The organism is Flavobacterium sp. KMS, from assembly GCF_000813005.1.
Classification (GTDB): domain Bacteria; phylum Bacteroidota; class Bacteroidia; order Flavobacteriales; family Flavobacteriaceae; genus Flavobacterium.
Window position 1 is genome coordinate 76056 of sequence record NZ_JSYP01000014.1, and the last position, 15333, is coordinate 91388.

The following is a 15333-nucleotide window of genomic DNA, read 5'->3' on the forward strand; positions in this document are numbered from 1 at the left end:
TTATGAAATCTTTTAAACCCTATTCTGCTTTATTCGTCTTATTCTTTTTAACGGGATGTATCGGAAACATGAGTCCTACAGGTGGAAATTCTTCACCACATTATCCATATTTTATTACTACAAAACCATTAGTCGTTAAGAAAATAGCAGTTCCAGTAGGAACAAAGCTAGTTTATGAAGAACAATACTTTAAAGAAGATGAACAAGATCAAATAATGAACGAGGAAAACCTTATAACCATAGAATTTCCAGTTGGTAAACCATTAAATTGGGGTGGTGTTCCCGTAACTTCAATTGACAAATTTTTTAATTCCGAAATGCATGGTTTTACCGTTAATGCTGACTTTGATAAATTAAGCAATGATAAAAAAACTAAATTCTCTGAACTGTGGCAAAGTTGCAGTAATGACTTAGGAATTACAGTCAAAGACACAGATGATTGGTCTTTTAATACAAAAAACATTTCAGATGTCGAAAGTTGTAGTGTACTCTATCAGCGCTATTTTAAGGAAAATGAAGAACAGCAAACTTTTTTAGATAATTTATATAGTGAACTAATAAAAATTGGTTCGAAATAATTTTGACAAAAATATAATCCGTTAATAAATATTTTACAAACTAAACTTTAATTTTAAACAATAATAAAAGAAACATATGGGATTTTTCAATAAAATATTTGGGCAAAATAACAAGATAGAAACACAACAGGATTTGACAGCTTTTAAAACAGACCAAGAACTGATCGAAAGATATGGTGGGATTGTATTTGATAAACAATTAGATTTTGGAGACTTAATTGGGAATAATAATTGGAATATAAATATTGCCAACGGAGAAATTAGTTTTGGAACCAACCTTGTTTTTCCAATTCAAGTATTAGGTACTATTTCACATTCCTCTCAAACCTGGCTTTGGGCTTGGGCAAACACAAAATCTGGGCTTACAGATAAAGTTATCCAACAAGCTTTGGAACTAAAAAAATATGGAGAAGATAATGAAATCAACATTTTAAAAAATGATACTTTCGATTTCTCAAAAGAAGATTTACATCTAATAGGTACTATTGCGTCGGGAATTCATAATTCAAGTGCTTACTATATTTGTGATTACGGACAAGGTGCAATGATCGTAACAATAAAAAGTGATCAAATTGATAAAAACCGCAAGGACAATCATTTTAGAATTATGACTGTTTTCCCGCAACTAATTTCGCAATTTGATATGAACCATAATCTCGCCTTGACCAATTATTTAACTGATAAAGGATACAATATTTCAGAAAATGGAGTTAAACTAACCGCAACTAAAAATGGAGATACAGTAACAGCCGAATTTGATGACCAGTCACGTCTTATAAAACTAAATGGATAAAAAAGATTGCGATATTATTTGAATAAAAAATAATTATTAACCATTAAATAATAACCACTATATGAAGAATTTTGTACCCATTATTATAATACTAATTTTAGGAAGTGCGCTTTACAAACAGTTTAATTTTGAAACTCTAAGATTTGAAAAACTAGGTCTCTCTATTATATACCTGATCGTTTTTTTAGCAACTATTTTTCTTTTGATAAAAAACAATATAAATAAGAAAAGTAACGAATAATTAAAGGCTATTCTAATAATCCCGAAAAGCTGCTGTACGAAGTCTCCTGACTTTGTACCTAGAACAATATGTCTTTTAGATTCTCTAGTTCCGTATTTCCGATTGATGGAAATACTTTCTGTTTCAATATACAAAAAGTTAATTAACTGAAATAGTACTTTTTGCCTAAAGAAAACCTGCTCATAGCACAAAACTAACCATAGAATGAGAAATTTTTTACTTATATTGATAGCGCTAATTTTAGTACTATTTTTATCATTATTTAAATTAGATTATGTCTCCTCAATTTTCCCCGGATGGAATTCACATATAAATGATAGTAGGTTTTATTCAATTATATTGTTACTAAATATAATTATACCGATATTTCTTTATTTTGGCATTCGAAAATTTGTAAGTCTTTACATTTTTTTATTCTATTTTTTTATTGTGAATGTAATTTTTATTACTGGTGAATTATTAGTTTACGATGGTATTACACCAGGTTCGGCTAATCAAAATTTTCAAAATTATATGGCAATACAAAGATTTTTAGTTTACGGGACATTTTCGATTCATTTGATATTTTATTTATTTTTTTATTTAAAATTTAAGGAAAGAAAGAATAAAGGTAATAGCTTTGACACCTTAAAGAAGATCTAAATGTCCAGATAAAGTAAAAAAAGTGGAAGTAAAAAAAGGAGAAAATGAAGAGGTAAGCTGGACTATTTGTCAGGAATGCCAAGGACGCGGCAAAAAAAGCAGAAGAATCAGCAAGAAAGTTCGACTCCAATACCAAATGGCACTCGATCTATTTGAGAAAAACAAGGGAGAAGGAACGGCTCCAACTCGCCCTAAAGGACATTTATATTCCTGTACTATCTGTCACGGGTCTGGATTGATACATTCTGCTACTCCACCTGTGGTAGATAAAGAAAACTATCCACACGTTGCTATTATTGGTGCTGGTATAGGAGGAGTTGCTCTGGCAGTAGCTTGTTTACACCGTGGAATCCCTTTTACTCTTTATGAGCGAGATAATGACTTTGCTGCAAGATCACAAGGCTACGGACTTACTTTGCAACAAGCGAGTAAAGCAATCGAAGGATTGGGTATTTTTTCGTTAAAAGATGGTGTGGTTTCAACAAGACATCTCGTTCATACTACAGAAGGAAAAGTGATTGGCGAATGGGGCGTTCGAAAATGGATACAATCGGATGTAAAAACCTCTCCAAAACGTTCAAATATACATATTGCACGGCAATCTTTGCGCTTAGAGCTACTTGAGCAACTAGGCAAGCATGATATCGTACAATGGGGACATCAATTAATAGATTTTAAAGAATCTGAGGATGGAAGTGTTGATTTAAACTTTCAAGTAAACGGCAAAATAAAAATGGCAACGGCAGATCTTGTAGTTGGAGCCGATGGCATACGTAGTTCAGTCCGCAGATTGCTTATTGGTGAAGATATTACCCCTTTGCGTTACCTGGATTGTATTGTAATATTGGGTATTTGTCCTTTAAATACTCTCGAAGATCTTAATAGTTCTTTACTAGACTCAGCCACAGTGTTTCAAACTGCCAATGGTAATGAGCGAATCTATATTATGCCTTATACATCAGACTCCGTAATGTGGCAACTTAGTTTCCCAATGCCCGAAGAAGAAGCCAAAGCATTAAGCGCCCAAGGTCCTCTAGCGCTCAAGGAAGAAGCCTGTCGCAGAACTCAGTGGCACACCCCTATTCCTCAGATTTTGGCAGCTACTCAAGAAGCTCAAATTTCTGGTTATCCTGTTTATGATCGGGAATTACTCCAACCTGAATTGTTAGAAAAAGGACAGCAAGTAACTCTTATTGGAGATGCAGCACACCCCATGAGTCCGTTTAAAGGACAAGGAGCAAATCAGGCACTATTAGATGCCCTCTCACTCGCCCGAGGAATCACAAAAGAATGCAGACCTTTATCACAATGGAAGAAAGCTGGAATTAGAAAAAGTGTATTAAATGATTTTGAAGCCGAAATGTTAGAACGAAGTGCTGTAAAAGTAAAAGATTCAGCAGAAGCCGCACAATTCCTACATTCCGAAGTTGTACTCCATGAAGGTGATCAGCCTAGAGGTAGATGTTTGAAGAAAAAAGATGTGAAATAAAGCACTTAAGACATTATCATTCAGGACAATATAACGAAGTTATTTTTTATATAATTTTTCGATCTCTTGATGTTTTCCTTCAACGAAATATTGAAGAAATTTTAATGCATCATCAAAATTTAATGACCAATAATCATCAACAATCATTTTTTCAGACTCTCCAAACAAACCAAATAAAACCTTAACTTTTTTTGGTCGATTGTACCATATTGAGAATGCAAGTTTTTTTTGTTCATCATATATTGCAGTTAAACAAAAACTCTGTCCGTTTTTAATACAATTAAAATCTAAAGAAGGACTATAATAAACCTCATTTTGATTAATCGATTCAGAGAGATTTAGTTGCTGAATCCAAGGATAATCTTCGGCAATTTTCAATACATCATTTCCAGAAATTGCATTATTTCTGTATTCGATATCTTTTTTGTCAGGATGGCAAATAGAATATTTAAATAGCATAATTAGTTTATGTAATGATTTATTTTTCTAAAACTTTGCTTTATCTAGAAGATCTAACATTTTATCTTCTTCTAAGTTTTTTTCTGCGGTAAATGAACCCTCAATACGAAACGTATCAGACCCTAATTCATTTTTGGTCTTAATAGCTGTTAAATTAGGTTGATAAACCAATTTAAAATTTGTATTATGGGTTTTAGCAAGCCCTTTTTTCTTATAGCCGTACTTCTTAGTGTTATAAAATGCAGTAAGAGTTATAGTATCTTTTTTCACATAACCAAGATCACTTTGATTTCGTTCACCTAATGATGTTTTTTCATGTCGGCTAATTTTAAGAATGGTGTCATTTAATTCAAAAAAACCTAGGAAAATTAGTTCTACTGGCTTTTTAAATTCTATTTTCCCATCCTTTGGTTCGGTCAGGAGCATGCTACCTGTTTTATAAGCTTCAGCCATATATAGATATCCATCATCTGAAAAAACACAAAAAGTAATTTCTCTTTTATCTCCCTGATAAGCATATACTTCGTTTACTTTTAAGATTGGGTTTTCTAACAAGGATTGACGATCCTGTTCTTTTTTGTACGCTAAAAATTCTTTAAAATATTTAAAATCTTTTATAGTATCTCTATCTATATTTACGGTTTTTAGATATTCTACAAATTCGGATTCAAGAACAACAGCATCTTTAGATGGACCACAACTCACAATAAAAAAAACAAAAAAGAGCAAAACAAATCCTTTGTTTATCTGTTTTTTAAATTTTTCCCCACATTCTTTAAATTTTTCTAATCTACTTTTTCTAGAATAAGGCATTTATTTATTATTGTTTTTATTTATTATAAACTGAATTTATGATTTCAATCTTTTATTATACTTACCAAAATCTATATTTCAGTTAATTATAACAGTCACTTGTATAAATTGCAGAATTATCTTTAGAGTTCATCCAAAGCGTTTTAAAATAGGATACATTATCTACTTGAATGCATTTTAAATTTGGATTGCTTTTAAAGTCTAAAAGCTCAAATTTTAAATTATTTCCATTTTTTAAATTTAAAGTTGATAAATTATTATTGTTACAATTTATTTCACGCAAAGCACCATTCTTAGAAATATCTAAAGTTTCCAAATTATTTTGTCCACAATATAAAGTATTTAAAACTGTATTTTTAGAAATATCTAAGGCTGTTAATTTATCTGCAATGCAATATAATTCTGTTAAACCTACATTTTTAGAAACGTCTAAAGTTATTAAATTATTTTTACTGCAACTTAAAAGTGATAAATCTTTATTTTTTGAAACATCTAAACTTGTTAAGCGATTATCAATACAGTTTAAAGTAGTCAAAACTTTATTTTTAGAAATATCTAAAATTACTAATTTATTAGAATCACAGAACAAACCTGTTAAAGCCTTATTCTTAGAAATATCTAAACTTGTTAAGCTATTCCAATTACAATTTAAACTAGTCAAAATTAAGTTTTTAGAAACATCTAAAATTGTCAAATCTGTGGAGTAACAGTTTAATTCTGTTAAAGCTATGTTTCGAGAAACATCTAGATTTTTTAAACTATTCCAACTACAATTTAAATTTGTTAAAGCTTTATTTTTAGAAATATCTAAAAATGACAATTTATTTGATATACAATGAAATTCAGTCAATGCCGTATTTTTAGAAACATCTAAAGTTACTAGGCGATTAGAACTACAATCTAAACTTTTCAAATTTATATTTTTAGAAAGATCTAAATCTATTAAATAATTAAAACTACAATTTAAACTAGTTAAAGTTGTGTTTTTAAAAAGAATCAAAGTTGCTAATTCATTTTTTGAACAGTCTAGGTTTTTCAAAACAACAAAGTCTTGAATTCCAGTTAAGTCTCGAATAGGAGGAGAATCAAAGGATTCTTCATTAATAACATTTCTAGAAACATCCAAATTAGTTATTGAAGCAATACTAGCAGTAAGAACTTTTCCATCAGGATTTCCTGAGTCTATACCAAGACTAATCAATTTCTTTTCAAAATTTTCATCAGGAATAGTAGTATATTGGGCAAAAGCTGATATAGAAATAAAGAAGAAGAAGAAGAAGAATTGAATAAATTTTATTTCTACTTTCATTTTTCTTTCAAAATATAAACTAATCAATTTATTCATGTGTATTGGTATTATTTTTTATTATCTAGTATATACATTTCTTTTAATAATTTTCCTTCTTCCGATTGTCCTGCATTAAGATATTTTTTTAATCTTTCTAAATCTTCCTTATTATCCTTATCATACACTACAAATAAATGATGAAAAGTAGGTTTAGGTTTTAACTGAGTACTGACCTTGTAATTTATCATATCTCTATTGTAAATTTCTAAATCAATGTTATATTGCTTAAGATTGGTATTATACTTTTTATTTAATTCAATATTTAACGTATTTTTAGGCTCAATAGGTTTCTTTGGTTCTTTAGGGACATCAGGAAAGGCAATACTGTCGTGCATAGCGTTGGTAGGCCAGAAAGTACCATAACCAAATCTAGTTTCTGTTTTAAGATTTCCATTAACATCAGTAATCGAGAAAGTTTCTTGCCCACGATTCAGTAAAACGTCGAATAACTGTTGATAATCGTAGTTTTGCTTATCGATGATTTTATCCTGACTATAAGGATTTTTGTTATTCGATTTTCCGTAGTACATATCTACAGCATAAGCCATCTTAATGTTTTGGGGTAACTTGGCTTGCATATTTATTCCTGCTGACCAATATTCATCAGAGCCCATCCCAAAAAATAACGGTGGTTTGTAAATATCATTATAAGAGGCAATCATAAAGTTTCCTACTTTAATCGCTGCCCCTCCAACAATCTGATTTCGAGTGTTATTATAACGTTGTGTATTTCCAAAAATACCATCTTTATCTTTTCCCCTAGCTACGTCATGAGAGTTGTAAGGATTTTTTTCAAACTCTCCTGTTTCGGGGTTGAACTCTCTAGACACACTTCCTGAACTCAAAATACCTGTTGTTCCCAATGTAAATCCATACTCATAGGGGTTGTAAACCCCTGAACCAGCATGTTGGTTAAACAAGTTCATCTGTAATGCATTTCCTGTTTTATATCCTAAAGTTATTGAAGGTGTTGCGCTCAGTGTAACTAATGTAGGACTCATTCTTGATGTTCCAACTGAACCTTTTCCATAGTAAGTCAAAGCGGTGTTAAGAGATCCCATAGCGCCAAAATTTCCTGAGCTCACACTCTTAGAAATTCCTACATATACGCTTGCTGTAAACCCACCATTTAAGCTGTAACTAAACTTAAAACCTATATTAGGGCTTTTGGTTGGTGGATCGCCAGGGCCTCCATAAAAATCTCCTCCATCTCCTCCGTTACCAGCATTTGGTCCATGGGCGCGAGGATCTTTTTCTGGTTTCCAATCATATTTCTTGGGTGCTTTATTTTCGACTTCTACAAATGAAAGATCTAAATTTCCTTTGTAAGTTGGCGTTTCTAATTTCCCAATGACTACATTTTCAGAACCTATAGCATCAAACCTAAACAAATCATAATCATACGATTCAAAACTATCTCCAGAATTCATATCTTTCAAGCACTCTTTCAAGTATGTACTATAAGACTGTGTCAGATCCTGAAGCAACTTAATTTTTTGATCGTCACTTTTTTCTACGCCAAGCAGGCTAGTTTCCCAAATGATAATTTTTTTCTCTTCTAAATCATAAAAAACTTTACTTGGGTGTAAATTCTTCGAAACTTCAATAGGTATGTTTGTTATTTTCCCATCGTTTACTGCCTTATAAAACTTGCAAATAATACTTGTATCGTCTGCATTAAATTTTGGTGTCATTTCTTTAGCTACACTTAAAAGATGATCGTGTACATATGTACTTTCAAACTTAAAGGCGCTCACAATGATTTCTTTTTTCGGCGGGCTTTTAGGTTCGCCATACATAATTCCGACATCACTTGTTTCTGTAATAGCCTTACCTGAGTTGTAAACAATATTACCATCAGAGTAGATATTATGATCTCCACCAGTAGTTTTTGCAATTGTACCTCCAACAATTCTTATTCTACTCATAATTTAATGTGATTTAGATTTCAATACATGTTTTACAAAATGTACCATAATAATATGCTCTTTTACATTTAAAATTATCATTGTAAAAATTCTCTTCCAAAACTAACCTATCTTACCTCCATAAACAATACCCACTTTTAATTATTTTACAAAAAATATACTACAACACTTTTCCAATTAAATCTTTTTATAAAGTAGTAACTAATACTATCCGAAAGATTACGATTTATGGAAAAATATCGCTGAAATTTTCTCTCTCCTATCTTTACAAACCAAAACAATATCCTTTTTAAAATTTTTAAGCTCTTTATTTTTAAGCTTTTTTCTATCTTAGTCGATACAAAATCTCGAGATTTCATATATCGGAGCAAATTTATTCTTTAATTAAGAGCTCTTCGAAGAGTGATAAACCTAAAATAAGTTAAGGTGTTCTCTTTCTAAAAAAATAAGAAACAATGAAAAAAATATTTTTAATTCTCATCCTTTCAATACTAATCTTATCATTTAAACAAAAAAACGAGACTACTCCAATAAGCAAAGAAAGCAATTCTACAATAAATGATACGCTAACTAAAAACTTAAACTTAGCTTATAAAAAAGGGGCAATAATTGGATTTTCAGTTTCCGTAGTAAATGAAAAGGGATTAATTTATGATAAAGGTTTTGGATTTACAGATATCGAGCAAAAAAAAGCATACACATCAAACACAATTCAAAACATAGCTTCAATATCAAAAACACTAATAGGAATATCTTTATTTAAAGCACAAGAATTAGGTAAATTAAATATAAACGACCCGATTAATAAATATTTGCCATTCAAGATTGTCAATCCAAACCATCCAGAAATTCCAATCTTAATAAAACATTTGGCTTATCATACCTCTTCAATTACTGACCTTGATGAAGTTTATGCAAAATCATATATTTTAACGAAAGACAAACACGATGAAAATGAAGGAGTTTACGACTACTTCAATAAACCCGAAAATAATATTTCATTATCAGATTTCATGCGAAATAGTCTTACTGAAAACGGAAAATGGTATTCAAAAAATACATTTTTAAATGCTAAACCAGGAGAAAAGCGTGAATATTCGAATATAGCTGCTGCTCTTTGTGCTTTAGTAATAGAATCTGCAACGGGACAAAATTACACCTCATTTACTAAAGAGAATATTCTAAAACCATTAAAAATGAATTCCTCTGGTTGGTCATCAAAAGATATTGATACTAATAGACGTTCGAGATTATTTGCAAACAAAGAGAAGATGATTGCCGAGTATTCTCTCATAACGTATCCTGATGGAGGATTTCTAACATCGAGTAAGGATTTAGGATTATTTTTATCAGAACTCATAAAAGGATATGAGGGAAATGGAAAACTTTTAAAGAAAGAAAGTTACAAGAAACTCTTTGAAAAACAAATATTTGCCAGCAATGGAACAAATGAAGAATATGGTGTTTTTATTGAATTTCGTGATTCCTTTTTAGATATTAAAAATGAAATGATTGGTCATAATGGTTCAGACCCGGGTGTGTTTACAGCAATGTACTTTAATCCTAAAACTAAAATTGGTACCATAGTACTAGTCAACACTGATACCGATTTCACTGCTATTGTTTGGCCAGAAATAGAGCAAATTTGGAAAGCAACATCAGATTATCAAAATACAATTAATAAGTAAAAGCCAGTAGATAAGCACGGATTTGATAGTTCACCTCTGTTTTCCTTTGAATAAATTTAGTGTTTTTTATCAAATACAAAGTAAAGGCGGAAATACTTTCCGTGCCCACACAATAAGACACGAGTAAAGACATAAATCTAATGAAACTATACTTAAACTGGAACAACATCTATAAACTACGCAAAAACTCATTTTTTTCTCTTAATATTTATAAATCAGGAGTCCTGATTTATAAATTCATTCCTGTTGAAATCCCACCAATCATAGCTTTGTGAAAAATTTAATTCAAAAAAGCTTATGAAAAAAATCATCTATTTTATCGCACTATTATTTTTGCCAGGTTGCTTATTAGCACAAACAGAAGAAGTATTAGTGAAAAAATGTATTGAAAATTACATCGAAGGAAGTTCATACAATAAACCTGAAAGCATCGAAAAAGCATTTTATCCAGAAGCCAATCTGTTTTTAAGTCATAAAGACAAAGACCTGTGGATTGTACCTATTAACGAATACGCCAATGGGTTTAAAAAGGGCGTTCAGGGACAATTTAATGGTCGTATAGGCCGAATTATTTCAGTTGAGTTATATAACGATATTGCTTTGGCTAAGGCCGAAATAGTAATACCTTCCAAAAAATTAGAATTTATTGATCTGTTTTTACTTAAAAAGATTCAAGGCGAATGGAAAATTATTAGTAAATCTGCAACTAGTTTAAATTCTAATAAATCAGGACAGCATATTCTATTTATTGTTTCTAATGCTCATTATTATGGCAAATCAACCATAGCAACAGGCAATAGTTTTTCTGAAATAGTAAATGCTTATAATACTTTTAAAACAGCAGGATACACCGTCGATTTTGTAAGCCCAGAAGGAGGAAGTATTCCATTGGCATATATCAACACATCCGACACTTTGCAAAAGCAATATTTATTTGATCAAGATTTTATGTATGCACTAAAAAGCACTAAAAAACCCGAAGAAATTGATTCAAAAAATTATAAAGCTGTTCATTATATCGGTGGTGGATCTGCCATGTATGATGTACCTGAAAATAAAGAAATTCAAACTATTGCTCTTAAAGTATATGAAGAAAATAAGGGTATTATCTCTTCTGTTTGTCATGGAACTGCAGGAATTGTAAACTTAAAAACAAAAGACGGCAATTATTTAGTGGCAGGAAAAAAAATTAGTGGTTACCCCGATTCTTTCGAAAAGCAAGATGGAGAATATTATAAATACTTTCCATTCTTAATTCAAAAGACAATTGAAGAAAGAGGAGGCGTTTTTAAGTTTTCTGCTCGTAATGCCGCACATGTAGAAACGGATGGAAGAATCGTTACTGGACAAAATTTTCAATCGTCGAGTGGTGTAGCTTTAAAGATTATAGAATTAATAAATGCTGAGAAAAAAGAAAATGGTATATAGCTAACAGTTAGCATATAACTATTTATTTTATCAAACTTTATAATATTAAATATATTGACACTAGCATTAATTCTATAAATCACACATATTTCAAATAAGACATAAAAAAACTCCATTATTTCTAATGGAGTTTCTTGGTGGGCGATGAGGGGTTCGAACCCCCGACCCCCTCGGTGTAAACGAGGTGCTCTGAACCAGCTGAGCTAATCGCCCTATTTTACTAGGTTGCTATCGTTATCTGATTGCGAGTGCAAATATACAGTTAGATTTCGTATTTGCAAGCCTTTTTTTTAAATAATTTAAAAAAGTTCCACTCTACACTGCTTACTTATCTTATTTGTAAGTCAGTAGACTTTTTACAAAAGACAAGTTTTTTTTTAAAATTCAATGTTTTAAAACTGCTTTTTTATTTTCTAAAACAAAGCACTATCAAAAACAATCAAATGACGTAATACAAATGCCAAAATAAAATTGAAAAATGTCATAAGTATTCAGAAATATCAATCCAGACAATACTATTATAAGCATCTCCAGGAGATACTGCACTAAAAATTAGTCGACTACCATCAGGAAAGAATTTTGGATGCTGCGCATTGAGCTTAACTTTTGAATCAGTCAGCTGGACAGGAGGATTTTCAGGCTTACTTAAATTAAATAAATAGATTGCATAGCCCTCATCTCTATTGCTCTCGAAAGCAATATAGTTTCCATCAGGCGATATAGCAGGAGCCCTTCCTTGAAAATGCTTATCGATCGGTTTTAAATTTGCTGAACGCTCCATAGGTATCGATAAAAATTCATTCCCGTCCTCGACATTAAGGAAAATATAGTTATCCTCCTGATTATAACTACCGCTAGATGAAGACTGGCCAGCAAATGCTATTGATCTTGGTTTATTTGGGAAAACAGCAGGCATACCGCCTAACATCATATTGTTATTAGTATCCTTACCGTTCATGTTGGTAATAACAATATTACCGTCAATATCTAATAATGTACTGTGCGGTTTTGGCTGTTTATTGTTCATCACAACGAAACCTTTAAATGTTGGATCGATAGCCCATTGCGGATAAATACAACTCGTTGTATTTTTAATCTGTTTCAAGTTATTACCTCTGGCATCAACTGTCCAAACAGTAACCTTTTTCTCATATTCTAAATTCAAAACTATGTTATCACCAGACCAATCAGGTCTGGTTTGTTGGAGAGAATCACAGTTATTAAGAAAAAGTTGCGAAGAAGGATTTTTTAGATCATTGACAATAAAGAGCTGGGTGGCCGACGGCTCCATTTCAATATTGAATGATGTTCGTTCAAATACTACGGCTTCACCGTCCGGACCAATTGCTGGCCGGTAGTCATTAAAAAAACTATTTATACCGCCTTTCTCAAATGTAACCCAATTTAGTGCCGGATAATTGCTCATAATTTGATGGTGTTATTGATTAAACAATTAGACTTTACATTCATCAAAACCAGACAAATTCCTTAAAATACTAATATTCAAACAAATAAATATTGTAGAATTTATAAAATATGAATATTTTATGTCCTATCTAAGTTGTCAATAATCTACAAACTATACTATTAAGATATGATTGCTACAGTTTCAAAAATAAATTATAAAGTACTCAAAACTAGTATATTTTAATTCTCACACTATAAGTAAAAATACGTGATTTTAATAAATGAGTATAAATATTTAGTTTTTTATACTGTAATACTATACCTTCTTCTTCGCAATTAATATTGTATGAATCTCAATTTCGGTTTCTGATTTCTTATATTCTACTTTGAATGTTTGAAGTTCTTCAAATTTATTTTTAGCAAATTGCGTTTTTAAATCGTCTAAATTATAAAAATAGAAATAAACTCTATCACCACTACTCCCAACTTGAAAGCCAGATTTACTCGGATCGCCCTCTACAAAACTCATATAAATCAGTCCATTTTCATTCAATAGATTATAACAATCACTGATAAGTTTTTGACTATCTAACTGAGACAAATACGGCAAACAAAAGCCACAAACTATTCCGTCAAATTTTGTTTTGATTTCGTCAATATATCTACTGTCCATTACAGCAAAACTTGCTGTTGGATTACTTTTACCTGCAAGTTCTATCATATTTGGTGCGATATCTATCCCGAAAATATCAAAGTCTGGCCTTTTTGACAATAAATACTTTGTAATATTCCCCGGCCCACAACCTATTTCTAAAATTTTTGGATTTGCTTTATCAAATGAACTGCATACAAAATCATAAGTGTCATTATACAAATCTAAGTCCATAAACTTATCTTGATATAATGATGCAATTTTGTTCCAAGTTTCAAATGTTTCTTTATAGCTATCCATACTTTTGTAGTTCTTAAAATGGCGTAAATATTATTTCTGATTGTCTTTATTTTTAAAGTCCGTGACGGTCTTTCCATCATAACGATACACTCCGTTCATAGATCCAAACCAAATATTCCCATCACGAGTTTCTAAAATACCAAAAAGACCGTTTCCTCCTGATTTAATTTCGGTTACAGTAGGCTTTTTATCAGATAAAGACTTTCCATCATACCTAAAAAGTGCCCAAACCTGACTATTGTCCCTTTGCGAACTAGTCCAAATATTACCTTTTTCATCCTCAAGTATATAGCCAACAAAATTCTTCGTGAAACACATAAATGTATTGCCATCATAGCACCAAAGACCATCGAACCCACCAAGCCAGATATTTCCCTTTTTATCTTCAATTAAAGAACGAACATTTTTAAAAGGTTTGTCGTTATGCGTGAAAACAGAAAATGTTTTTCCATCATAAGTAAAGGTGTTACCTCTTGTAGCAAACCAGAACTTGCCTTTTTTGTCTTCGATAATAGAATTAACTTCATAAGGACATCTATTCGGAAAAGTTTTCCCTGTCCGATCCTCATTCATGCTATTCCCATCTATGATGTAATTTCGAAAGGACTTCCCATCGTAACGGCTTGCTCCTCCGGAAACACCAAACCAAATGTTGCCTTTTTTATCTTCATAAATACTTGTAACTTCATTATTAAGAAGACCTTCCTTAGTTGTGAAATTCTGAAAGGTTTTCCCGTCGTAATAATAAACACCTGAACCTATAGAACCGAACCACAAGTTTCCTTTTCTATCTTCTAAAATAGAAAAAAAGCGAGCCGAAATCACCTTACTTGTAATGTTGGTAAAAGACTTTCCATCGTACCGAAAAATACCAGTAAATGTAGCAATTCAAATATTATTCTTTCTGTCCTGTATAATATTTCGACTTATCCATTGAGGTCCATAGGAAGTAATTACATCCTCGGTTTTGGAGTGGATAATAATTCCCCCACTTTCTGTTTTGTTTTGTCGACAAGAGGTGTAAAGAAAAAGTATAAATAGCAAAGTACAAACCTGTAAGTATTTCTTCATTGTGTCTGATATTCGTTCAGATTATATTTTATACTAATATAAAAACAATTCTTAATAAATTATCAAATGACTTTTAGTTTACCAGATACTATCATAAATATGCATTTTGGAAGTTTTACTACTTTCTGATGGATCAAAAAAAAGTTGTCGCAAGAAAAAGCCATAAAAAAAGCTCCAAATCAGTGATTTGAAGCTTTTTATTTTGTGACCTCGACTGGATTCAAACCAGTAACCTCTTGAGCCGTAATCAAGTGCGCTATTCAGTTGCGCCACGAGGCCGATTGTGCAAATTTGCAATCCATACCCCAACAGTAAAGTACAAGTGGGGAAAGACATAAAAAAACTCCAATATTACTAATGGAGTTTTTAGTGGGCGATGAGGGGTTCGAACCCCCGACCCCCTCGGTGTAAACGAGGTGCTCTGAACCAGCTGAGCTAATCGCCCTATTTTACTAGGTTGCTATCGTTATCTGATTGCGAGTGCAAATATACAGTT

At 31.4% G+C, this 15333-nt stretch carries 12 protein-coding genes and 3 tRNA genes; 5 read left to right on the top strand and 10 right to left on the bottom strand.

Annotation, left to right across the window (positions count from 1 at the left end; genetic code table 11):
- Positions 1–2 precede the first annotated feature (2 nt).
- The 3 genes from OA93_RS14950 to OA93_RS14965 all read left to right on the top strand — a co-directional run bounded on the left by OA93_RS14950 (position 3) and on the right by OA93_RS14965 (position 3743).
- Positions 3–578, top strand: a complete 576-nt coding sequence (locus OA93_RS14950; protein ID WP_039114195.1) for a hypothetical protein — start codon at positions 3–5, stop codon at positions 576–578.
- A 76-nt stretch (positions 579–654) separates the two neighbouring features.
- Positions 655–1371, top strand: coding sequence for a DUF6882 domain-containing protein (locus tag OA93_RS14955; RefSeq protein WP_039114196.1), 717 nt, complete (start codon positions 655–657; stop codon positions 1369–1371).
- A 905-nt stretch (positions 1372–2276) separates the two neighbouring features.
- On the top strand, positions 2277–3743 hold the full coding sequence (locus tag OA93_RS14965) for an NAD(P)/FAD-dependent oxidoreductase (protein WP_039114198.1): 1467 nt from the start codon (positions 2277–2279) through the stop codon (positions 3741–3743).
- Between the two features lie 39 nt (positions 3744–3782).
- Here the strand turns inward: OA93_RS14965 and OA93_RS14970 are convergent, their stop codons facing one another.
- The 4 genes from OA93_RS14970 to OA93_RS14985 all read right to left on the bottom strand — a co-directional run bounded on the left by OA93_RS14970 (position 3783) and on the right by OA93_RS14985 (position 8291).
- On the bottom strand, positions 3783–4202 hold the full coding sequence (locus OA93_RS14970; RefSeq protein ID WP_039114199.1) for a hypothetical protein: 420 nt from the start codon (positions 4200–4202) through the stop codon (positions 3783–3785).
- A gap of 27 nt (positions 4203–4229) precedes the next feature.
- Complete coding sequence (locus OA93_RS14975; RefSeq protein WP_039114200.1) at positions 4230–5015, bottom strand: hypothetical protein; 786 nt, start codon at positions 5013–5015, stop codon at positions 4230–4232.
- A gap of 82 nt (positions 5016–5097) precedes the next feature.
- Complete coding sequence (locus OA93_RS24160) at positions 5098–6324, bottom strand: hypothetical protein (protein WP_052259464.1); 1227 nt, start codon at positions 6322–6324, stop codon at positions 5098–5100.
- A gap of 47 nt (positions 6325–6371) precedes the next feature.
- Positions 6372–8291 carry a hypothetical protein gene (locus OA93_RS14985; protein WP_039114201.1) on the bottom strand — a complete coding sequence of 640 codons (1920 nt, stop codon included), beginning with the start codon at positions 8289–8291 and terminating at the stop codon, positions 6372–6374.
- A 455-nt stretch (positions 8292–8746) separates the two neighbouring features.
- Between OA93_RS14985 and OA93_RS14990 the strand changes: the two genes are divergently transcribed.
- Together OA93_RS14990 and OA93_RS14995 are read left to right on the top strand one after the other, a co-directional pair.
- On the top strand, positions 8747–9979 hold the full coding sequence (locus OA93_RS14990; RefSeq protein ID WP_039114202.1) for a serine hydrolase domain-containing protein: 1233 nt from the start codon (positions 8747–8749) through the stop codon (positions 9977–9979).
- 297 nt (positions 9980–10276) lie between these two features.
- Positions 10277–11407: a nuclear transport factor 2 family protein gene (locus OA93_RS14995; RefSeq protein WP_039114203.1), complete on the top strand. Its 1131-nt coding sequence runs from the start codon at positions 10277–10279 to the stop codon at positions 11405–11407.
- Between the two features lie 135 nt (positions 11408–11542).
- Here OA93_RS14995 and OA93_RS15000 read toward each other — a convergent pair.
- The 6 genes from OA93_RS15000 to OA93_RS15025 all read right to left on the bottom strand — a co-directional run bounded on the left by OA93_RS15000 (position 11543) and on the right by OA93_RS15025 (position 15282).
- Positions 11543–11620: transfer RNA gene (locus OA93_RS15000), tRNA-Val, on the bottom strand.
- A gap of 268 nt (positions 11621–11888) precedes the next feature.
- The gene (locus OA93_RS15005; protein WP_039114204.1) at positions 11889–12833 is read right to left on the bottom strand and encodes a PD40 domain-containing protein; all 945 of its coding nucleotides are present in this window, start codon (positions 12831–12833) and stop codon (positions 11889–11891) included.
- A 297-nt stretch (positions 12834–13130) separates the two neighbouring features.
- Positions 13131–13766, bottom strand: a complete 636-nt coding sequence (locus OA93_RS15010; RefSeq protein WP_039114205.1) for a class I SAM-dependent methyltransferase — start codon at positions 13764–13766, stop codon at positions 13131–13133.
- Between the two features lie 30 nt (positions 13767–13796).
- Positions 13797–14591, bottom strand: coding sequence for a two-component regulator propeller domain-containing protein (locus OA93_RS15015; protein ID WP_205625783.1), 795 nt, complete (start codon positions 14589–14591; stop codon positions 13797–13799).
- Positions 14592–15042: 451 nt separating this feature from the next.
- Positions 15043–15116 (bottom strand) — tRNA-Arg (locus OA93_RS15020).
- Between the two features lie 91 nt (positions 15117–15207).
- A tRNA-Val gene (locus OA93_RS15025) sits at positions 15208–15282 on the bottom strand.
- Between the last annotated feature and the right edge of the window lie 51 nt (positions 15283–15333).

Bases quoted from the DNA above. Each gene is read 5' to 3' on its own strand.
- OA93_RS14990 (WP_039114202.1), top strand. From the start codon at position 8,747: ATGAAAAAAATATTTTTAATTCTCATCCTTTCAATACTAATCTTATCA.
- OA93_RS14975 (WP_039114200.1), bottom strand. From the start codon at position 5,015: ATGCCTTATTCTAGAAAAAGTAGATTAGAAAAATTTAAAGAATGTGGG.
- OA93_RS14955 (WP_039114196.1), top strand. From the start codon at position 655: ATGGGATTTTTCAATAAAATATTTGGGCAAAATAACAAGATAGAAACA.
- OA93_RS14970 (WP_039114199.1), bottom strand. From the start codon at position 4,202: ATGCTATTTAAATATTCTATTTGCCATCCTGACAAAAAAGATATCGAA.
- OA93_RS14995 (WP_039114203.1), top strand. From the start codon at position 10,277: ATGAAAAAAATCATCTATTTTATCGCACTATTATTTTTGCCAGGTTGC.
- OA93_RS15010 (WP_039114205.1), bottom strand. From the start codon at position 13,766: ATGGATAGCTATAAAGAAACATTTGAAACTTGGAACAAAATTGCATCA.
- OA93_RS24160 (WP_052259464.1), bottom strand. From the start codon at position 6,324: ATGAAAGTAGAAATAAAATTTATTCAATTCTTCTTCTTCTTCTTCTTT.
- OA93_RS15005 (WP_039114204.1), bottom strand. From the start codon at position 12,833: ATGAGCAATTATCCGGCACTAAATTGGGTTACATTTGAGAAAGGCGGT.
- OA93_RS14985 (WP_039114201.1), bottom strand. From the start codon at position 8,291: ATGAGTAGAATAAGAATTGTTGGAGGTACAATTGCAAAAACTACTGGT.
- OA93_RS14950 (WP_039114195.1), top strand. From the start codon at position 3: ATGAAATCTTTTAAACCCTATTCTGCTTTATTCGTCTTATTCTTTTTA.